The sequence below is a fragment of the Corynebacterium pseudogenitalium genome, from assembly GCF_024453815.1.
In the GTDB taxonomy this organism is placed as follows: Bacteria; Actinomycetota; Actinomycetes; order Mycobacteriales; family Mycobacteriaceae; genus Corynebacterium; species Corynebacterium pseudogenitalium.
The window spans coordinates 1,645,485-1,664,216 of record NZ_CP072934.1; the positions used below are offsets into that span (position 1 = coordinate 1,645,485).

The 18,732-nt window shown below is 60.5% G+C and carries 18 protein-coding genes and 3 tRNA genes; 13 read left to right on the forward strand and 8 right to left on the reverse strand.

Going from position 1 to position 18,732, the window contains the following annotated elements; translation table 11 throughout:
* The first annotated feature begins 5 nt into the window (after positions 1-5).
* Both KBP54_RS07905 and KBP54_RS07910 read left to right on the forward strand, forming a co-directional pair.
* Entirely contained in the window at positions 6-329 is a 324-nt protein-coding gene (locus KBP54_RS07905; protein ID WP_256005270.1) for an acyl carrier protein, read from the forward strand.
* A gap of 1 nt (position 330) precedes the next feature.
* Positions 331-1,125, forward strand: a complete 795-nt coding sequence (locus KBP54_RS07910; protein WP_255365820.1) for an HAD-IIA family hydrolase — start codon at positions 331-333, stop codon at positions 1,123-1,125.
* A gap of 2 nt (positions 1,126-1,127) precedes the next feature.
* Here the strand turns inward: KBP54_RS07910 and KBP54_RS07915 are convergent, their stop codons facing one another.
* From KBP54_RS07915 to KBP54_RS07940, 6 genes are all read right to left on the reverse strand, one after another.
* Positions 1,128-1,451, reverse strand: a complete 324-nt coding sequence (locus KBP54_RS07915) for a hypothetical protein (protein WP_070477953.1) — start codon at positions 1,449-1,451, stop codon at positions 1,128-1,130.
* A gap of 227 nt (positions 1,452-1,678) precedes the next feature.
* A complete protein-coding gene (uriH, locus tag KBP54_RS07920) occupies positions 1,679-2,620 on the reverse strand; it encodes a uridine-preferring nucleoside hydrolase UriH (protein ID WP_256005272.1) in 942 nt (313 codons plus the stop codon).
* Complete coding sequence (gene uriT / locus KBP54_RS07925; protein WP_070477959.1) at positions 2,621-4,078, reverse strand: uridine transporter UriT; 1,458 nt, start codon at positions 4,076-4,078, stop codon at positions 2,621-2,623.
* A 10-nt stretch (positions 4,079-4,088) separates the two neighbouring features.
* The gene (locus tag KBP54_RS07930; protein WP_256005274.1) at positions 4,089-4,886 is read right to left on the reverse strand and encodes a serine hydrolase domain-containing protein; all 798 of its coding nucleotides are present in this window, start codon (positions 4,884-4,886) and stop codon (positions 4,089-4,091) included.
* Between the two features lie 13 nt (positions 4,887-4,899).
* Positions 4,900-5,538: a DUF4230 domain-containing protein gene (locus KBP54_RS07935; RefSeq protein WP_256005275.1), complete on the reverse strand. Its 639-nt coding sequence runs from the start codon at positions 5,536-5,538 to the stop codon at positions 4,900-4,902.
* A 22-nt stretch (positions 5,539-5,560) separates the two neighbouring features.
* Positions 5,561-6,202 carry a hypothetical protein gene (locus KBP54_RS07940; protein ID WP_256005277.1) on the reverse strand — a complete coding sequence of 214 codons (642 nt, stop codon included), beginning with the start codon at positions 6,200-6,202 and terminating at the stop codon, positions 5,561-5,563.
* A 116-nt stretch (positions 6,203-6,318) separates the two neighbouring features.
* Between KBP54_RS07940 and KBP54_RS07945 the strand changes: the two genes are divergently transcribed.
* The 8 genes from KBP54_RS07945 to KBP54_RS07980 all read left to right on the forward strand — a co-directional run bounded on the left by KBP54_RS07945 (position 6,319) and on the right by KBP54_RS07980 (position 14,543).
* A tRNA-Asn gene (locus KBP54_RS07945) sits at positions 6,319-6,391 on the forward strand.
* Positions 6,392-6,722: 331 nt separating this feature from the next.
* On the forward strand, positions 6,723-7,286 hold the full coding sequence (locus tag KBP54_RS07950) for a hypothetical protein (RefSeq protein ID WP_070362139.1): 564 nt from the start codon (positions 6,723-6,725) through the stop codon (positions 7,284-7,286).
* A gap of 14 nt (positions 7,287-7,300) precedes the next feature.
* Entirely contained in the window at positions 7,301-8,332 is a 1,032-nt protein-coding gene (locus tag KBP54_RS07955; protein WP_070362138.1) for an XRE family transcriptional regulator, read from the forward strand.
* Positions 8,333-8,813: 481 nt separating this feature from the next.
* On the forward strand, positions 8,814-9,482 hold the full coding sequence (locus KBP54_RS07960) for a DUF3800 domain-containing protein (RefSeq protein WP_070362137.1): 669 nt from the start codon (positions 8,814-8,816) through the stop codon (positions 9,480-9,482).
* A gap of 453 nt (positions 9,483-9,935) precedes the next feature.
* Positions 9,936-10,478 carry an excalibur calcium-binding domain-containing protein gene (locus KBP54_RS07965; RefSeq protein WP_070362136.1) on the forward strand — a complete coding sequence of 181 codons (543 nt, stop codon included), beginning with the start codon at positions 9,936-9,938 and terminating at the stop codon, positions 10,476-10,478.
* Between the two features lie 129 nt (positions 10,479-10,607).
* Positions 10,608-11,639, forward strand: a complete 1,032-nt coding sequence (locus KBP54_RS07970; protein WP_256005279.1) for a LacI family DNA-binding transcriptional regulator — start codon at positions 10,608-10,610, stop codon at positions 11,637-11,639.
* A gap of 185 nt (positions 11,640-11,824) precedes the next feature.
* Positions 11,825-13,087 carry an oligosaccharide MFS transporter gene (locus tag KBP54_RS07975; RefSeq protein WP_256005281.1) on the forward strand — a complete coding sequence of 421 codons (1,263 nt, stop codon included), beginning with the start codon at positions 11,825-11,827 and terminating at the stop codon, positions 13,085-13,087.
* A 28-nt stretch (positions 13,088-13,115) separates the two neighbouring features.
* The gene (locus tag KBP54_RS07980; protein ID WP_256005282.1) at positions 13,116-14,543 is read left to right on the forward strand and encodes a glycoside hydrolase family 32 protein; all 1,428 of its coding nucleotides are present in this window, start codon (positions 13,116-13,118) and stop codon (positions 14,541-14,543) included.
* A gap of 70 nt (positions 14,544-14,613) precedes the next feature.
* Here KBP54_RS07980 and KBP54_RS07985 read toward each other — a convergent pair whose 3' ends face one another.
* A complete protein-coding gene (locus KBP54_RS07985) occupies positions 14,614-15,987 on the reverse strand; it encodes an NAD-dependent succinate-semialdehyde dehydrogenase (protein WP_256005284.1) in 1,374 nt (457 codons plus the stop codon).
* Positions 15,988-16,122: 135 nt separating this feature from the next.
* Here KBP54_RS07985 and KBP54_RS07990 point away from each other — a divergent pair.
* Both KBP54_RS07990 and KBP54_RS07995 read left to right on the forward strand, forming a co-directional pair.
* Positions 16,123-16,195, forward strand: a tRNA-Asn gene (locus KBP54_RS07990).
* A gap of 149 nt (positions 16,196-16,344) precedes the next feature.
* Positions 16,345-17,031 carry an excalibur calcium-binding domain-containing protein gene (locus tag KBP54_RS07995; protein ID WP_256005285.1) on the forward strand — a complete coding sequence of 229 codons (687 nt, stop codon included), beginning with the start codon at positions 16,345-16,347 and terminating at the stop codon, positions 17,029-17,031.
* On the opposite strand, the gene KBP54_RS08000 is transcribed toward KBP54_RS07995, so the two are convergent.
* Positions 17,032-17,105, reverse strand: a tRNA-Ile gene (locus KBP54_RS08000).
* Between the two features lie 156 nt (positions 17,106-17,261).
* Here KBP54_RS08000 and wecC point away from each other — a divergent pair.
* Positions 17,262-18,518, forward strand: coding sequence for a UDP-N-acetyl-D-mannosamine dehydrogenase (gene wecC, locus KBP54_RS08005; RefSeq protein ID WP_256005287.1), 1,257 nt, complete (start codon positions 17,262-17,264; stop codon positions 18,516-18,518).
* Positions 18,519-18,732: the final 214 nt, after the last annotated feature.

Below are 18,732 nucleotides of genomic sequence, written 5' to 3' on the forward strand. Positions count from 1 at the left end.
TGGGTATGGAACTCTCACAACGCTTAGATTTAAGCGCTCTCAAGCTTGACGCCGCCCCCTCCGACCCCACCGCGAACACCGAGGATGCCTCCGCGTTCGCTCAGCTCACGCGCCTCATTGAGCGTGTCACCGGCGAGGACACTGAAGGCCTGAGTCGGGAGACCACGCTGGATGGGGCCGGGGTGGCGTCGTTAGATCGTATTGAGCTTGCGGTGCGCATCGAGCAAGAGCTTGGCGTGCCGATTGACGAGGAAACCTACCGGCAGCACTCGACGCTGGGTGAGCTCAGCGCCTACATTGAAGGGCACGAGGACTACAAAGGAGCGTAGCGTGACTATTTCCTATCTCACCGACATGGACGGCGTGCTGCACAAGGAAGGGCAGATGATTCCCGGCGCGGACGCCTTCATTCAGCGCCTGCACGATGAATCGATTCCGTTTATGGTGCTGACGAACAATTCGATGCAAACCCCGCGGGACCTCTCGGCGAAGCTGGTCCGGATGGGCTTGCAGATTGAGCCGGAGCGGATTTGGACGTCCGCCACGGCCACGGCGACGTTCCTGTCGCAGCAGGTCGGCGAGGGCTCGGCCTACGTGATTGGTGAGGCCGGGATGACCACGGCGCTGCACGAGGCCGGGTGGATCCTGACCGACCAGGACCCCGACTTTGTGGTGTTGGGCGAGACGCGCACCTATTCGTTTGAGGCGATCACGACGGCCTGCAACCTGATTTTGAAGGGTGCCCGGTTTATCGGCACGAACCCGGACCTGACGGGCCCCGGCCCGAACGGCATTCTCCCGGCGACGGGCGCGGTGGCTGCGATGATTACGTCGGTGACTGGGATGGAGCCGTACTACGTGGGCAAGCCGAATCCGGTGATGATGCGCTCGGCGCTGAACAATATCGGCGCGCACTCGGAGCACACGGTAATGATTGGTGACCGGATGGATACGGACGTGAAGTCCGGCCTGGAGGCCGGCATGCGCACGCTGCTGGTGCGCACGGGAATTTCGGATGACGCCGAGATCGCCCGCTATCCGTACCGGCCAACGAAGGTGATCGATTCCGTCGCCCAGCTTGTGGACGTCATCACCGATCCTTTCGGCGACGGCGCGTACAGCTAGCCCTATCCTGCCGCTTCGATGCTGGCGCTGAAGCCGTACTCGGCGGCTAGCGTCGCGAGCGCGTCCGCGAAGCTGCGCGTGACGTCCGGGGTCGCGCGGAAAGTTTCGCGGCACTGGTAGGTGCCGGAGGCGTCGCGACGCCAGCGGGTGAACCAGGCGTCGTCCCAGAGTGCTTCCTGGTTGACTGGCGCGTCCGGGAGCATGAGCAGGAGCTCTTCGACGCGCATACGCGCTGCGGCGGGCATGTCCTGGATGCTCATGACGGAGGTCGTCGGCGCGGCGCAGACAGAGCGCCACGTACGCGGGGCAACGAGAGTTGTTGTCATTTGTGGGGACCCTTCTGTGTGTGACAGTGCGGCGCACGCGCCCGGTGACTAGCCGGTTCCGCGCCCGCTGACTAGGCGGGCGCATCTTCGTGCGAGACGAGGTTCGTCTTCCCCAACGGCCTCTCGCATCACTTTGCATGACACGAGACACACCGGGCAACCCTCAACAACTGGTTGATCCCCCTGTTTACTGAAGCTCTACTTGAGGGTCAGGAGCTACCTGGCTGCTACCCCAGCGCCTTTACTGCGTCGAGCACCATGGACCAGAACCGCTCGGCGTCGAGCTTCGTGGCCACGGAGGTGTGGCAGTCCGCGGGCGCGGGGCTGCGGAAGTCGGCCACGGTGCGCCCGGTGGTGAGCAGCCCTTGCGTCTCGACGTCCACCGGTACCTTGACCGTCTCCACCACAGTTGGGTCGATGAGGTAGGCGACGCAGCATGGGTCGTGGACTGGCGGGTCATCAAAGCCCTGGGCGTCCTGGTAGTTCTTGCGGAACGCACCGAAGAGCCCCACTACGAAGTCGCCGACGTTCGTGCCCAACGCAGCGAACTGCTCCTCGACCTCTTTCGTCGCCAGTGCCTGGTGCGTCAGATCAAGGCCAACCATGACGACGGGCCACTTCTCGTTGAAGACGATGTGGGCGGCTTCCGGGTCGACGATGATGTTGAACTCCGCGCTTGGCGTCCAGTTGCCGGTGCCATACGCCCCACCCATCAGGACGACCTCCTTGACGCGCTCGACGATGCGCGGCTCCAGCCGGGCTGCAAGCGCGATGTTAGTCAACGGGCCGGTTGGTACCAGGGTGACGGTCCCGGCGGGCTCGCTCATGATCGTGTCGATGATGAACTGCACACCGTGCGTCTCCTGCACCGACAGCGCCGGCTCGGGAAGCTCGAAGCCGTGGATTTCCATGCCGGTGTCGCCGTGGATGCCCTCGGCGGTTTCTACCTCGCGCAGGATCGGCCGGGTCGCACCCGCGTACAGCGGAACGTCCGTGAGCTTTGCCACGGTCAGCACCTGCGCCGCGTTACGCGTGACCTTCTCCAGCGTGTGGTTGCCACCAACGGTGGTCACGCCAAGGAGTTCAATGTTTGGGTTTCCAGCTGCGAGCAGGATGGCGACGGCGTCGTCGTGGCCTGGGTCGCAGTCGAGGATGATCTTGGTTGTCATTTACTGCACCTTCTTTCGTGCCGCGTCTTCTGCGGCGATCGTGTCCGGAAGCGATTCGGGGCGCGGGATGAGGAACGACGTACAGAACGCGCCAATGAGCAGGACTGCGCCCGCGATCATGCCGGCGCGGTAGCCGCCGTTCTGGTCGGCGAACGTGGCCACCACCGCAAAGATCACGGTGAAGGAGATCCCGGCACCCAGGTTGAACGCGCCCGCGTTCAGGCCCGGCAGATATCCCTGGTTCGTCTTCGGTGCCAGCACCACGTGCAGCGAACCGAGCATGATGTTCGCGATACCCGCGTAGGTCACACCAGCGGCAACCGACAGCGCCAACAGCAAGCCCTTCGTCGGGTTAGACACCACGAACGTGCCGAAGACCACCGACAGGAACGCACCGGCGATACCGATCTGCAGCATGAGCTTGTAGCCCACCCGCCCGGCACAGAACCCGGCGATCGGACCAAACACCAGACCAGCCAGCGCGTACGGGGTCAGCGTCCACCAGGACACCACGCCCGCCGACATCCCCGGACCAAACGTTTCGTCCTGGGCAAGGTTCGGGACCAGGCCGTTCATCACGGCGAAAATGCCGGTCATAGTCAGGGTGGTCGTCGTCAAGAGTGCCCACGTGCGCCGCTCCTTGAGCAGGTGCGGGGCAACCAGCGGGTGCTCCGTGGAGGACTCGATGCGCCAGAAGACCACCAGCGCCACCGCGCCGACCGCGAGCAGGACAATGACCATGAACCAGTTCGCGGCGGCCAACGCACCGGCCTCGTTCAGCGCGGTCAGGATCGCGCCGACGGCCACGACCAGCGGGACCACGCCCTTCCAGTCCATGGCGTAGCCGGCGTCGGACTTCGTCTCACGCACGCCGAAGTGCACGGCAAACACCGCCACGACCGCGAAGACGCCGATCACCCAGAACAGGGAGCGGAAGCCGAAGGCAGCTGTGAGCCAGCCGCCCATAATGGCGTCGATACCCGCGATACCACCGTTAATCGAGGTCAAGATGCCAATCAGCAGCGCGAACTGCTTCTCTTCGCGCACCTCCTGGCGCAGCATCACGGACGTCAGCGCGACCGTCGGCCCCGACACGCCCTGAATGACGCGCCCGATGAACAGCATGGTGACATTCGCCGCCAGCGCCGCAACCACCGAGCCAATCGCGGTGACCACCATCATGCCCACCAGCACTTTTCGACGCCCAATCAAATCTCCCCACCGCGGCATAAACAGGGAAAACAGTGCCGCAGCGGTAAAGAACGCGGTCTGCGTCAACCCGATCTGGGAAGTGGTGGCGTCGAGTTCACGCTCCATCGTCGCCAGCGCGGGCGCCAGCATGGACGCGTTCAGTTGGAACGCGAAGACGGCGGTTAACAGGGCAAGCATGAGTGGCCAAACCTGGCCGGGCGGCAGGCGGTGGCCTGCTTCCGGGGGTGGCGTGTGTGTATCGTGCATGCCCCCGAGTCTAAAGCAGGGCGTTCCAGATGGCAGTGTTCGTTTCCTGCCACAAGGGCTTCGCCCACTCGCCGAACTGCTCGTCAGTGAGCGCGACCATGGCTTGGCCCTGCGCAACCCACAGATAGGTCCCCGCCATACCGAAGTGCCCCACCGTGTCGGCCGGCATGGTGTCCCCCGTCCAATGGGGGGACTTCTCCCCCTTAATCTCAAATCCGAGACCCCACGGGCATGGCTTTTGCATCCCGTAGCCGGGCACTACCCCACGCAAATCCCCGAACTGGTTGCGGAACGCCCCCGCGACGGTGTCCGGGTGCAGCAGCGTGGGCTGCAGCAGTTCCGCGGCGAACTTGCTTAGGTCCGCGACGCTCGCGCGCGCCCCGTGGCCCGCGGAGCCTTCCAACACTGCCGTCTCCATCCCGAGCGGCGCAAAGACTCCTTCGCGCAGGTACTCCGGAAACGCGATGCCGGTGGTTTCCTCCACGAAGTCCGCAAGAATCTCGTAGCCAGCGGACGAGTAAATCCGCCGCTCCCCGACTGGCTTCTGCGGGCGCCTGCTATCAAACCCGACGCCGCTGGCGTGCGACAGCAGGTGACGCACCGTGGAGCCATCCGGCCCGCACGGGGTGTCCAGCTCGAAGGCTCCCTCCTCCACCGCCAGCAGCACCCCGTACGCGGCGAGCAGCTTGGTCACGCTCGCCAGCTCAAACACCCGGTGCTGGTCCCCGTAGGTTTCCCCATGCGTACCGACGAGCGCCGCCGCGCAGTGTTTCACCGGCCAGGATGCAAGGTGCTCTTCTAAAATCATGCCCACATGATAGCTACTTGCGCACCCACTCGACGCGCACTTCGTAGTCCTGCATCGCGGTGCCCTGCTTGAGCGCCTCCGCATGCGATGTCATGAGTTCCTCCACGCGCGTGTGCGCACGATCCAGCAGCCCCTCCTTGACCGCGCGGTCCGCCGCACGCGTCTTCTCCTCGGCGAGGAAGCCGGTGACGTCCTCCACCTTGACCTGGTTGAGCGGGTTCATCGACTGCTTGTACACCTGCACGCTCTTATCGTCGATCTCCGAGGAGGTCACGCTCACCTCCGGGACTCGCACCGTGATGGTCTGGGCGGCGTCGTCAATGTTGACGCCGATCGCCTCGACGTCCGCGATGCCCGCCTTGACGGTCCCGCTGTAGCTCAGCAAGAAGTTGCGCCCGGTCAGCGGCACTTTCACACCCGCGAGCTCAAGCCCCTTATTGTCGTAGTTGCCCACGTTCGAGTACGCATACTCCTCAACCGAGAGCTCCCCCACCTGCCTAAACGACGCCCCTATCGACGCCTCACTGATCTCCTCCCGACCGACCTGCAGGCCGTTCGGGACCACAAACTTCAACACCGCAAACGCGGTGACCAGCGCAATCACCAGCGCAGTAAGCACCAGCGCGCCTACTCGAAATCCTCTTTTTTCCACGCTGCAAGACTACAGCGGCACGTTACCGCCCGATCTCATCGGGGGCACAGACCCGGATCTTGTCAACAAACTGCTGTGGCGCACCGCGGCCTCGCAGCGCGTCACCGTTGTAGCACGCGGAGTTCAGCCCGCGCTTCGACGTCCCATCCGGCAGCAGCGCCACCCAGCGATCCCCCTTGCGCTCAAACGGCACAATCCAATCCGACTGCTTCTGCCCCGCCACGGCCCACTGACCCTCGCAGTACAGCACAGTCGTCCCGGTCACGCCTGGCCAGCCCGGCATCACCGCATCAAAAGCCTGCGGCGAGCACCTATTTATCGACGCCCCTCCGAACCCCAACGCCGCCAACCCCGGCACCGTCGAGGACAACCCCGTCAACCCAGCAACCATCTTCGGGTCCACGTTCGGAATCATGCCCTGCGACGCCGCGAACGCAGCGCCCGCACCAACCGCGGCCAGCACACCAAGCGTGATCCCCGCAATCGCAGCCGGGCTCAGTTCCTCGCCGTCGGAGCTCCCGGAGCTGCCGTCCTTCGTTGTCGTCTGCTGCGCCCCTTGCGCATTCCCGTCCGCCGAGTTCTCCTCCGCCCACGCGACAGGCGCCTGGACGGCCGTCACGGACACAGCCGAAGCAACAGTGAGTGCAAGCAGTGAGTGTTTCATAGCGCCCACCCTACATACCGCCCACCTTCCATGTCCACGAAACATGCCCCCACCTGGCGATTTTTCAATTTCCAACATCCGGGTTAAAGTATTGCTCGTTGCTTTCAAGCACATATTCCTCCATAGCTCAGTTGGCAGAGCATTCGACTGTTAATCGAAGGGTCACTGGTTCGAGCCCAGTTGGAGGAGCAACTACAACCCGAGGCGTTGCCTCGGGTTTTTGCGTTTCAGACTAGCGGGTCGGCAGACGGGCGGCCGGGGCGCCGCCCCCGTCGACATCGTCCCGTCGACCTACTCCGGTTGACCAATGCAGGTCAGCGTAAAATCGACAGAATAGCCCCAAATCATCTAAATCGTGCTGACCTGCGTTGGTCGACATTATGAGGTCGACGGCAGCAACGGGCACCCTTTCATAAAAGTCACCGCGATAACCCCCTTACCCCGACCGATGTAACAGTTCGAGTGATATTATTACTAAAGTGTGAAAATATCACACGGAATGTTACATAAAGGAGTAACGATGCCCCATCCCCGCCAAGACAACGCCCTACTAGTGCGCCGTATCCACAAGCAGCTAACAAAGCAGCACGACGAGCTACGCGAAGCAGTCGGTGTCGCGCTGGACTACCGCCGAAATCTGCCCTACGTCGATTACCTCGATGAGTACCCAGGGTTAGACCGTGAAGCCATGCTCGTAGCACTGCATCGGCAGTTCCGCGAGAGCGGACTCGGAGGTCTTAAACTCTGCGAAGCATCAGGGTTTCCCACCCGCCTATGGTTTGAGAACGACGACGCCTTCCTGGTGGTGCGCCGCAAGAAAGGATTCCGCAACTCCCCCATAGAGACCCCGGACCAACCCTTAATCGAAAACAAACGCCGTATCGTATTGTTCTGGGAGTTCCCGAAGCCGGAGACGGACTCGATTACCAAGTTTTCGATACAACTCTTCGACGGCGAAGGCACCCTTGAAGAGGCAAGGAAACTATCGCAAGAATTCCAGCTACTTACTCCTAACGAGAAGATCACCGAAGACAAGTTTTACCCAACACGCGCCGACGAACAAGAGTTCAACTTCGGCACCTAGAAAGCACCAGCTACATGTCCACTGCAAGCACAAACCTCAAACACATCAGAATTCTGCTTGGCTACACGCAAGGAGCCTTCGCCGCAGAGCTCGGGGTTTCGCAATCAACGCTTAGTAGCGTCGAACGCCAACGACGCAACCTGTCGCCACGGCTCCTGACTACCGCGCAGTTTGTCACCAAGGTTCCCCGCGAGTTCTTTGAAGAACCCATCGACTACTACGACTCACCGGACCTCCTGTTCCGAACAGCACGACTAGGGCAACCCGAATCGGAGAAAATCGCCACCGCGTTCTCGATTACCGAGCACTACCTCAAACGCCGCTTCCCCGACCAAACCAGCAGCCTGCCAAAGCTAGACCTGCCTGATCAACCACTAGACCAGATCGTCATCGAGGAAGCAGCCGCCCGCACCCGCGAACACCTACAACTCGCACCCGATACCGCTATCGGCAACCTGACAGCAGCACTGCACCAATGCGGTGTGATCGTCACATCACTTCCCGACGACGTTGTCGACGGCACCAACTTCGACGGCGTTTCCACCCCCACAGCAGCACCTCTGCGCGTCATTGCCCTCAACCGGCAACGTAGCGGCGACCGATACAGGTTTAGCCTTGCCCACGAACTCGGCCACCTCATCCTGCACACCGCAACAACCCGGCGCGACCTCCCTGTAATTGAGACTGAAGCCAACCAATTTGCGGGGGCATTGCTGATGCCCCCGCAGCTTGTCGCTGACAACGTCACACCAGAGGCGACGTTGTCTGACTATGCGCACCTGAAATCGCAGTGGGGCTGTTCTATTCAAGCGATTGTGCGACGAACCCATGAGCTCGAGCTGATTGACTACAAGCGCTACCGGAGTTTGCGCATGCAAATCTCCGGGCGCGGCTGGCAAGTTCACGAGCCTGTCCACGTGCTGATGGAGAACACCTTCGTCGATCCGGTTGATCTCACAGAGTTGACTCGCCTTAGCGCTGAGGCGGCGCCCGTGGAGTCACAGATTGCGAGCGTGACGCAATTGCCAACCACGCACCGCAAATAAGGAGATACCGTTGACGTCTGATTTCATTGCGCTGCTGGACATGGCTAGCGAGCTCGGCGTGTAGGTCGATGTCGATGACGCTGTATGGCTCGCAGGTGACGCTGGTGGCTAGTTCCCCAACTACGACCTGATTCTGCTTGCGCCCGGTCTGCGCCCAATCGAACGGCGCTACGCACTTGCACACGAGTCGGGGCACGCTACCCACGGGCGCCACGCAGGGATGAGCGAGTCGCTCCATGCCCGCCGAGAACGACAAGCTGACCAATTCGTTGCACCCCTGCCTGTCTCCCCGCTAGAGGCCGAGCTATGTGAACGCCTCTATCGGCACAACCCGAACCTGCTCGCACAAAACTAGACGCCACAACCTACGTTGTCACCACCTGGCAAGACCTTGATAGCGACCACGCAATCAGACAAAGACAACAAGCATAACCGCGAAACCTGCCTACTTGATCGAAACTGTAATACTTCTCTGAAAGCCATGAATAAACGCATCTACCTCTACGCCGACGAAACCGGAAACCTTGACTACGACGGGACACCGAACCCACAAGGTGGCGGAGCATCAACCTACTTCGGCTTCGGAACCGCCACATTCCAGCACGACACACACGGAGACGACCTCCTACAGGGTCTCCACCTACGCGCTAGTCGCTCCAAAGAAGGAATTAAGCTCACCCGCGGATTCCACGCCGTCGACGACTCTGCTAGAACGCGAAACGAAATGTTCAGCCTCATCCAAAAGCAAGCGCCCCGCTTCGATACAACCTTCCTGTACAAGTCAAACGCATACCCGCACATCAAAGACGCTGGACCAATGGGTCTCTACAAGACAGCCTGGTACTTACACCTCAAAGAAATCGCCCTCCAAGTTTCCGAGCCTCAAGACGAGCTGTTCGTCATTGTGGCAGAGTTCGGTACCAAAGGAATCAGAGAAGCTGCGCGACAAGCAGTAGAAGAAGTGTGCAGTCAGATACAGCGAAATATCACGCTATGTGTGTGGACCGCGCCCTCAGCGTGGGGATTGCAAGTAGCTGATTACGGTCTTTGGGCTGTGCAGCGGCATTTAGAAGGTAAGAAATGCACATGGTTTGAGCCGTGCATTAAACCGACGCTTGCGAGTTTGTTCCTTCCATGGGGGCGCCCATAAAACATAGAGAAGCTGGCTATCTCACCTATCGGGGTAAGAAGTCCTCCCCTGGAGGACTTATCGCCAGCATTGCCCTGATCATAACCAATAATGTCCACCGATTCAAGAGTTTTATGTGATGGTTCATACACAAACCGCTTCGCCTTTTCCATCTGCATGAAATCACTCTCCGAGCTCCAGGTTGTTCGCACACCCCATCGCTGATAAGGATGGCTCGACCTCGTGCGGTGGACCAGAGCTTGGTGAAAACGAAGAACGACTAAAACGAGGTGAAGCCGCCATTGACTGGCTCAGGGGAAAGCTTGCAAGACAGCGAATTAGCGAAAAACATGTAAAGAGCTTTTACAAAAGCCCACAGGCTTCATACCTCCACGGCGACGAGTGAGGGATTGCAACCACCCTCTTGCAACATGCCATTTCAGGCTTTTCCAATGTTTATGACATGCTGTACACATGAGAAAAACAACTATCGCAGCAGCCCTCGCCTGCTCGCTCGCGCTCGGTGTCGCAGCACCAGCACACGCCGCTCCTGAAAGTCCTGTCCCGACAACCACCACAACCTCCAAGCCGGAGACCCCTTCAGAAGGGCTTTCCGACGGCGCCATCGCCGCCATCGCAGTCACAAGCATCCTCGCGGTACTGGGCATCGGCGCTGGTGCTACGTTCTGGGCGGTCCAGCAACGCATCATCCCGAATCCACTGCCAGGCATTATCCCTGGACCACCAGCAAAGAATCCTGCCCCGAAGCCAGCTCCTGCTCCAAAACCAGCACCGAAACCCGCACCGGCACCGAAGCCGGCCCCTGCCCCAAAGCCAGCCCCGGCTCCAGCTCCGAAGCAAGCACCCGCGCCGGCACGCAGTGGCAAGCTGCCTGCCAATGGCCACTACAAGTCCTGCGCAGAAGCTCGCCGCGCGGGTGTCACCCCCATCTACAGCCACGAGCCTGGCTACCGTTCGAAGCTCGACCGTGACGGCGACGGCGTCGCCTGCGAGTAGTCCGACCCGCAGCAGACGCAATTCTGTTCACAAAATCCCGACTCAGCTTTCGACGACACCTTCCACCCCACCGCATCCCATCACGCCCATCCCAACTAAGACCAGACCGTCCCGGCTATACTGCTTCAAATGTCCAGAAGTTCGCATCGTGTCACGCTCGCGGATATCGCGAAGCATCTCGGCGTCTCCACGGCCACGGTGAGCCTCGCGCTCAATGGCAAGCCCGGCTCACGCATCCCGGAGGAGACGGCGTGGAAGGTCCGGGAGGCCGCGCGCGAACTGGGCTACCGCCCGAATACGCTGGCGCGGGCACTGAAGACTGGACGCACGCACACGATTGGTTTCCTCTCCGACGAGGTCACAACTACCCGTTTCGCGTCCCCGATGATCACGGGCATCGTGGACGAGGCTGAACAGCTGCGCCACGCGGTGATGATGGCGGAGACCGGCCACCGTTCGGATCGGTTTGCTCCGGCGTTGCATACGTTGGAGTCGCGGAACGTGGATGGCGTTGTGGTCGGGTTGATGGCGTCGCGTGAACTTGGACTGCCAAAGACGAACTTGCCGCTCGTGATCTGCAACGGTCAGGCGGGCGATCTTCCTGCGATCTTGCCGGATGACTTTGCTGCGGGCAGGGACGCGATTGACTATTTGGTGGCGCGGGGGCACCGTTCGATTGCGTTGATCGGCAGGTTCCCAGAGGCCGCGACGCCTTCGTTCAGCATTAGCGAGCGCATGCGCGGTATCGACGCCGCCCTGGCCCACCACGGGATCCGTCTGCACGCGGAGGGCCACGCGTCGGTGTGGGAGCCGGCGTCGGGGTATGCGCGGATGTCGGAGATTCTTGATGACGACCCCACAAACTACCCCACCGCGGTCCTGGCGGCGAACGATCGTTTGGCGTTGGGCGTGTATCAGGCGATGCAGGACGCGGGGTTGGATGTGGCGTCGACAATTTCGGTGTTGTCCTTTGATGATGAGGATTTGGCGGCGTTGGTGCGGCCGGGTCTGACGACGTTCCGGCTGCCGTATCAGGAGATGGGTGCGCGGGCGGCGCGCATGCTGGTTGGCCTTCTGTCCGGCGAACAGCCCGGTACCGAGAATCCCACCTTGCTCCCCCTGAAAGTGGTTGAGCGTGGGAGCGTTTCCCAAGCTCGCTAAATCGTTTTAGCACCTTCCCCACCTTTCGCACACCCCCGACATACTATGTGCTTAAAGGTTTAAGCAGGGTCGCTGCAAGGACCAAGAACGAGAAGCGCAGCACGCGCAACTGCACATATCCCTGCGAAGCCATTGTCGTGCCCGGCTACCCCCGGGCCTCACAGAAAGGACATTCGGCGATGGAGATGCTTCGATCACAGTTTTCAAACCCCGCGTACCGCTTCGGTTCCGCCACGATTTTCCTGTTCTTCGCAGCGTGGGGAATCTGGTGGTCCTTCTACCAGATCTGGCTCACGTCTGAGGCTGGCGGTCTGCAGCTCAACGGCGCGCAGGTAGGTACCGTGTACGCCATCCAGGGCGCGATCACGATGGCGCTAATGCTGGTGTACGGCGTGCTTCAGGACAAGCTGGACCTGAAGCGCCCACTGACCATTTTCATCGGCGCGAGCGCAACCCTCATCGGGCCGTTCACGCAGTTCATTTACCACCCGTTGCTGCGTGACCACTTCATCGTCGGCGCAATCCTGGGCAGCGTGGTGCTCTCGGCCGGGTTTGTGGCTGGCGCCGGGCTGCTGGAGGCGTTCGTGGAGAGGATGGCAAACCGCACTGGCTTCGAGTACGGCCAGGCCCGCATGTGGGGTTCGTTTGCCTACGCAATTGTCGCGTTGCTCGCGGGTATCTTCTTCACCATCAACCCAATGCTGAACTTCTGGATCGGTTCCGCGCTCGGCGCGCTGCTGCTGTGCACGCAGCTGTTCTGGCACCCGAAGGGCACGGCACAGGAAGCCTCGATTGAGGAGGTCACGGCGAAGACCCCGCCGGTCTCTGAGATGCTCGGCCTGCTCAAGGACAGCCATGTGTGGAAGGTCATCGTGATTGTGTTGCTGTCCTGGACGTTCTACACCGTATTTGACCAGCAGATGTTCCCGGACTTCTACACGTCCCTGTTTAGCTCGCCGGAGGTCGGCCAGCGTGCGTACGGCACGTTGAACTCGGTGCAGGTCTTCCTTGAGGCGATCATGATGGGTCTCATCCCACTGTTGATGCGCAAGGTAGGCGCCCGCAATACGTTGCTGCTGGGGATCGGCGTCATGTTTGTCCGTATCTTCCTGTGCGCGGCGTTTACCGGCCCGGTGTTGATCAGTATCGCGAAGATGCTGCACGCGTTTGAGGTTCCGCTGTGCATCCTGGCTATCTTCAAGTACTTCGCGATCCACTTCAACAAGGCACTCTCCGCGACCCTGTACCTGGTGGCATTCCAGCTGTCTTCGCAGCTCGGCAACGTGATCCTGTCGACGCCGCTGGGCTCGCTCCGTGACCAGATTGGTTACCAGCCAACGTTCTTCGTCATCTCCGGCGTGGTCTTCGTCGCTGGCCTCATTGCGGTCTTCGCGCTCAAGCGCGACGACGAAGCCGTGGTCAACCCCGAGGAAATCCCAACCCGCTAGCCCGCAACGTTTTTAGAAAGGTTTCATCATGCAACCCCTCCGTCACACCAACGACCGCTGGTACCCCGCGTTCCACGTCGCAGCCCCTGGCGGCTGGATCAATGACCCGAATGGCCTCTGCTTTTTCGACGGCCGGTTCCACGCTTTCTTCCAACATCACCCGTACAGCCCGGCGTGGGGCCCGATGCACTGGGGCCATGCCTCCTCTGCGGACCTGCTCGAGTGGCGCGAAGAGCCTATCGCGCTAGCTCCGGGCGAGCCCGGTTCCGACGACGCCGACGGCATCTGGTCCGGTTCCGCTGTAGTCCACGACGGCACGCTGTATGCGTTCTATACGGGCAACCGCTGGGTCAACGGCGTCGATGACAAGGACGGCAAGTTCCAGACCCAGATGCTGGCCACCTCTACCGATGGCGTCCACTTTGAGAAGCACGGCGCCGTGGTCCCGCCCGTCAAGGCGGACGCGCGCGACCCGAAGGTGTTCTCCCACGACGGCCGCTGGTACATGACCATCGGCGCAGAAGTCGACGGTCGCGGCCACGTACTGCTCTACACTTCTGAGGACCTCTACAACTGGTCCGAGGCCGGCTCCCTCTTCATCGACCCAGACCCGAACGTCTTCATGGTCGAGTGCCCCGATTTCTTCTTCCTCGACGGCAAGTGGGTGCTCATCTACGGCCCGATGGTGCGCACGCCGATCCGCTCCGGGTACAGCCTGCGCAATGGCCACAACGTCGGCTACGTTGTGGGCTCGTGGGAGCCCGGCGCGCAGTTCGTGCCCGAAACCGACTTCCGGCTTCTCGACTGGGGCCACCACTTCTACGCCACCCAGTCCTTCGCCGCCCCCAACAACCGCCGCCTGGCGTTCGGTTGGATGGGCGAGTTCGCTCACCCGCTTGCCTCGCGCGAGGACGGCTGGTCGGGCCAGCTCAGCCTCCCTCGGGAGCTCTCGCTTAGCGACGCCCTCACGCTCCACTGCGCGCCCGCCCCCGAAATCGCCGAGCTTTTCGGCCCCGCCGAGACGCACGACGCCACCCTCCAAGCAGGCGAAACAACCATCCTTGCCCCGCTCGAGGAGGCATGGCTGCGCGTCACCCCCGACCTGGATCAGCCCGTCCCCCTGCAAACGAACACCTGCGAGCAGGTGGCCGTCCACCTCATTCGTGACGACGCCCGCTGCGCCCACATCGTGTTCGACACCCTCGCCGAGCGCATCCATTTGGTGCTCGAGCGAGGAAATGGCGCCGGAAGCGGCTATCGGTCCATGCCCTGGACTCCGGGCGATACCTTGGACATCTACCTGGACCGCGGCTCCATCGAGCTGTTCACCGCGGACGCCACGGAGACGCTCTCCTCCCTGGACTTCCGCGGCGAGGGACCTCGCACCGTGGAAATCGAGTCCGTGGCAGGCCCCGTCGGCGTCAACCTGGAAGTGCGCCCGCTGAAGCGAGGTTAACCCCGCCCGCAGCAGACGCAATTCTGTTCACAAAATCCCGACTATTCCCGCGAGACCCCGTCCCCCAGCGCTACTTCGCCACGAAGTAGCGCTGCTTGTTCACAAACTCGTCCATCCCAAGTGGCCCCAGCTCGCGACCGAAGCCGGAGTTCTTCACGCCGCCGAACGGCAGCCCGGCACCACGGGCCTGCGGAATGTTGACGTGGATCATGCCGGTGACAACCTGGTTCGCAACCTTCTTGGCGCGCTCCTCATCGGCGGAGAACACGGCGCCGCCGAGTCCGTAGCGGGAGTTGTTTGCCAGCTCCACGGCTTCCTCATCGGAGGACACCTTGTAGATCTCCACGACGGGCCCGAAGAACTCCTCGTAGTAGGAGTCGGAGCCAACTGGGATGTCGGTGATGACAGCCGGGGTGAAGTAAGCACCTTCCCCGGTGAGTTCGCCTCCGCAGTGGAGGGTGGCGCCGGCGTCGACGGCTGCGGCGACTTGGTCGCGAAGCGTTTCGGCGGCCTCCCGGGAGGACAGCGGGTAGTAGTGGCCGCGCTCCGGCGTGAACGGGTCGCCCTGACGCAGGGCGGACACGGCGTCCACCATCTTGGAAACGAACTCGTCGTAGATGTCGTCCATGACGATGATGCGTTTGTTGGAGGTGCATGCTTGGCCGACGTTGCTCATGCGCTTCTTCATGGCGGTGCGCACTTCGCGATCAATGTCGTCAGTATCCAGGACGATGTAGGCGTCGGTACCGCCGAGTTCCAGCAGGGCTTTCTTCAGGTTGGCACCTGCGGCCTTCGCCACGGCCTTGCCTGCGCCCTCGGAACCGGTGAGCGATACGCCTTGCACGCGTGGGTCCGCGAGCAGGTCTTCGATCTGGCTGTGGCTGATGCGCCGGTAGTTGAACACGCCTTCGGGCACGCCGGCGTCGTCGAAGATCTGCTGGATTGCTTCGGCGGAGCGCGGGCAGATGGACGCGTGCTTGAGGATGATGGTGTTGCCCGCCATCAGCGTCGGCGCTGCAAAGCGTGCGACTTGGTAGTACGGGAAGTTCCACGGCATCACGCCGACGATCACGCCGAGCGGCACCTTACGGATCACGATGTCCCCACCGTCGTGTGGCAGCGGTTCGTCCTCGCCGAATTCGGCGCCGTGGTCTGCGTAGTAGTTGCAGATTTCCACGCATTCGCTGACTTCCCCGTCGCCTTGGTTGATGGCCTTGCCCATCTCTTCGGCGATGATTTTCACGAGGGTGTCGCGGCGCTCGTCGAAAAGCTGGGCGACTTTGCGCAGGTATGCGGCGCGTTCCTCGTAGCTGAGAGCACTCCATGTCTTGTACGCAGCGTCGGCGCGCTGGAGGGTGTCCTGCAGCTCTTGGTCGGTGGTCTGCTCATACGTTGCGACGATCTCATTCGTCGCCGGATTTTGTACTCGATATGTCGTAGCCATGGCCCCACGCTACAGCTTCTTCCCACTTTTCGACGCCCATTCATCTGCCTTTACGCCAGTTCCCAGTCTATGCGGACTGCAGATTTCCCTTGCCTTGTAACATGCGCTAGAGTGTCTTTCGCACCTAGTGCGTATTCCTCCATAGCTCAGTTGGCAGAGCATTCGACTGTTAATCGAAGGGTCACTGGTTCGAGCCCAGTTGGAGGAGCACAAAGCCCGAGGTTTCCGCATCCTCGGGCTTTGGCTTATTCTGAATAGGTTCCGTCACCTTGCAGTGAGAGGTCAGCAATGCCTACCCAGTCCTCTTCAAAGATTAAAACAATTCTCGCTTGGATCGCTTTAGCTGTTGGCGCAATCATGTTGTTCTCAGGCGGCATTGGCGGTGTCCTGTTTGCCGCGGCATTCATTGTGCCCGGCTCGTGGTGGATGTGGTGCGAAGCCCAGGACAAAAAGCACTACAAAGAGTCACAAGAAGCCGCCACGAATCACGAGCAGCTGCGCAAGCTCCTCGATCCCGAACGTGATGCGTTGGTGCTCAACAGCATGGGCGACGCACCTCAATTCACCCCGGTGAACCGCAGGTGGCCTTTGGTTTGGCTGGCTGCGCTCGTTTTGTTTATCGCTGGTGGCAACCTCTCCCCTGAACTTGAATCCACTCCAGATACAGAGCCCATGCCAACTAGCACTGCACCGACAACTACTTCTGCCGCGAGTGAATCCACCTCAGCAGCAACCACTACAACACACACGTCGACGACGAGCTCTACTCACAACGGCTCTTCCCCGAGCAGTGTTACAACCGAGGAGACCACAGCAAGCATCGCCAAATTCGCCGACATCCCAGCCGAAGAACCTGCACAGGCTCCTGCACCCGAGCCCGTAATTGAACAACCAATGCCGGCTGCGCCTGCCCCAGCGCCAGCCCGTGTTTACTACGCCAACTGCTCCCAAGCACGCGCAGCCGGGGCCGCTCCAATCTATGAAGGACAACCCGGGTACAGCAGGAAGCTCGATCGGGACGGCGACGGCATCGCTTGCGAATAGTGGGGCCAGCGGGGCTCGAACCCGCGACCAGCGGATTATGAGTCCGCGGCTCTAACCGACTGAGCTATAGCCCCAGTTGCTCCAACTAATTGGAACTCGGTGCAGTATAACCGACCAATCTACGGGGGCCCAATCACACTGATTTGGACAGATTTAGTACAATTCAAACAATATGCCGTAGGTCTCAATGTCTCGGCTGGAACTAAACTACTACCTATCAGAAAGTGGCAATGAAGATGGACGCAGATGTCGCATTTGTTGGCCTTGGATACATTGGACTCCCAACCGCCGTGGTAATGGCGGAATCCGGATTGAAGGTATTGGGCGTTGATGTGGTCCAAGAAAAAGTGGACGCAGTCAATGCGGGCCAAGTCACTATCGTTGAGCCGGAGCTGGAGGAAGAGCTCAAGAACGCCCTAGAGTCCGGCAACTTCAAGGCCACCACTCAAATGCCTCACGCGAAGAACTATGTGATTGCGGTTCCAACCCCATTTAACGACGACCACAGCGTTGACATGCGCTTCATCTATTCAGCCGCTGAAGCTATCGCACCAAAGCTCGAGGGTGACGAGCTGGTTATCCTCGAGTCCACTTCTCCACCAACGACAACTGAGAAGATGGCCGCTCGAATTCTTGAACTCCGCCCTGACCTTCGTGCAGATGGCGATGACTCGGATTCCTCTAAGCCTGTTGTCTTCTTCGCCCACTGCCCAGAGCGCATCTTGCCAGGCAAAGCGATGGAAGAGCTACGCACGAACGACCGGATTATTGGTGGCATGTCCCCTGCCGCAGCGGAACGCGCTGAGGCTGTATATGCAAGCTTCTGCAAGGGAGAACTGCTCAAGACCAACGACCGCACAGCAGAACTTGCCAAGCTAACCGAGAACTCCTTCCGCGACGTTAATATTGCATTCGCAAACGAGCTCTCGATGATCTGCGATGACTTCGGAATCGACGTGTGGGAACTCATTGAACTCGCAAATCATCACCCCCGCGTGAATATTTTGCAGCCAGGTCCTGGAGTTGGCGGCCACTGCATTGCGGTTGACCCGTGGTTTATCGTGGCTGCGTCACCAAACCTATCGAACCTTATTCGGACAGCTCGCGAAGTAAACGACTCTAAGCCAGAGTGGGTGCTGGACAAGATCAATTCTGCAATTAACGAAAATCCGACCGCGACTGTCGCCCTCCTCGGACTTTCTTTCAAGCCTAATATTGATGACTTGCGGGAGTCCCCTGCGTTGGCAATCACCGAGAAAACGGTGGCCACATTCCCAGACAACAAATTTCTTATCGTAGAGCCCAACATAAACAAGCTTCCCGGGTCGTTGGCTTCCACTTCCAATGCTGTCTACACGCAATTAGAAAGCGCGCTACAAGCGGCAGACATCGTGGCCCTTTTGGTAGACCATAAAGAGTTCAAAGAATTACCATCTGCTAGCCTGGAAGGCAAGAAGGTAATTGATACGAAAGGGATTTGGGGGTAGCCATAAGCGGCTTGCCATACATAGTAATTGTTCCAGGTCACCCACAATCCCCCCCAAATTGACGCAACCTGTGCCGATCACTTCTAGGTTCGGCACATCCCAACGTTTCTCCCATGTTAGTTTCCTGCGGTCTGGTACGGTGCTTTCATCCAATAGGTCGCAGAGACATAATAATCTGAAATGGTAGCGACGGTTGTTGCGCGGGGGTATCTAG

Bases quoted from the DNA above. Each gene is read 5' to 3' on its own strand.
- KBP54_RS07930 (WP_256005274.1), bottom strand. From the start codon at position 4,886: ATGATTTTAGAAGAGCACCTTGCATCCTGGCCGGTGAAACACTGCGCG.
- KBP54_RS07915 (WP_070477953.1), bottom strand. From the start codon at position 1,451: ATGACAACAACTCTCGTTGCCCCGCGTACGTGGCGCTCTGTCTGCGCC.
- KBP54_RS07975 (WP_256005281.1), top strand. From the start codon at position 11,825: ATGCTTCGATCACAGTTTTCAAACCCCGCGTACCGCTTCGGTTCCGCC.
- KBP54_RS07995 (WP_256005285.1), top strand. From the start codon at position 16,345: ATGTTGTTCTCAGGCGGCATTGGCGGTGTCCTGTTTGCCGCGGCATTC.
- KBP54_RS07950 (WP_070362139.1), top strand. From the start codon at position 6,723: ATGCCCCATCCCCGCCAAGACAACGCCCTACTAGTGCGCCGTATCCAC.
- KBP54_RS07905 (WP_256005270.1), top strand. From the start codon at position 6: ATGGAACTCTCACAACGCTTAGATTTAAGCGCTCTCAAGCTTGACGCC.
- KBP54_RS07960 (WP_070362137.1), top strand. From the start codon at position 8,814: ATGAATAAACGCATCTACCTCTACGCCGACGAAACCGGAAACCTTGAC.
- KBP54_RS07940 (WP_256005277.1), bottom strand. From the start codon at position 6,202: ATGAAACACTCACTGCTTGCACTCACTGTTGCTTCGGCTGTGTCCGTG.
- KBP54_RS07955 (WP_070362138.1), top strand. From the start codon at position 7,301: ATGTCCACTGCAAGCACAAACCTCAAACACATCAGAATTCTGCTTGGC.
- KBP54_RS07965 (WP_070362136.1), top strand. From the start codon at position 9,936: ATGAGAAAAACAACTATCGCAGCAGCCCTCGCCTGCTCGCTCGCGCTC.
- uriT (WP_070477959.1), bottom strand. From the start codon at position 4,078: ATGCACGATACACACACGCCACCCCCGGAAGCAGGCCACCGCCTGCCG.
- uriH (WP_256005272.1), bottom strand. From the start codon at position 2,620: ATGACAACCAAGATCATCCTCGACTGCGACCCAGGCCACGACGACGCC.
- KBP54_RS07970 (WP_256005279.1), top strand. From the start codon at position 10,608: ATGTCCAGAAGTTCGCATCGTGTCACGCTCGCGGATATCGCGAAGCAT.
- KBP54_RS07985 (WP_256005284.1), bottom strand. From the start codon at position 15,987: ATGGCTACGACATATCGAGTACAAAATCCGGCGACGAATGAGATCGTC.
- KBP54_RS07980 (WP_256005282.1), top strand. From the start codon at position 13,116: ATGCAACCCCTCCGTCACACCAACGACCGCTGGTACCCCGCGTTCCAC.
- wecC (WP_256005287.1), top strand. From the start codon at position 17,262: ATGAAGATGGACGCAGATGTCGCATTTGTTGGCCTTGGATACATTGGA.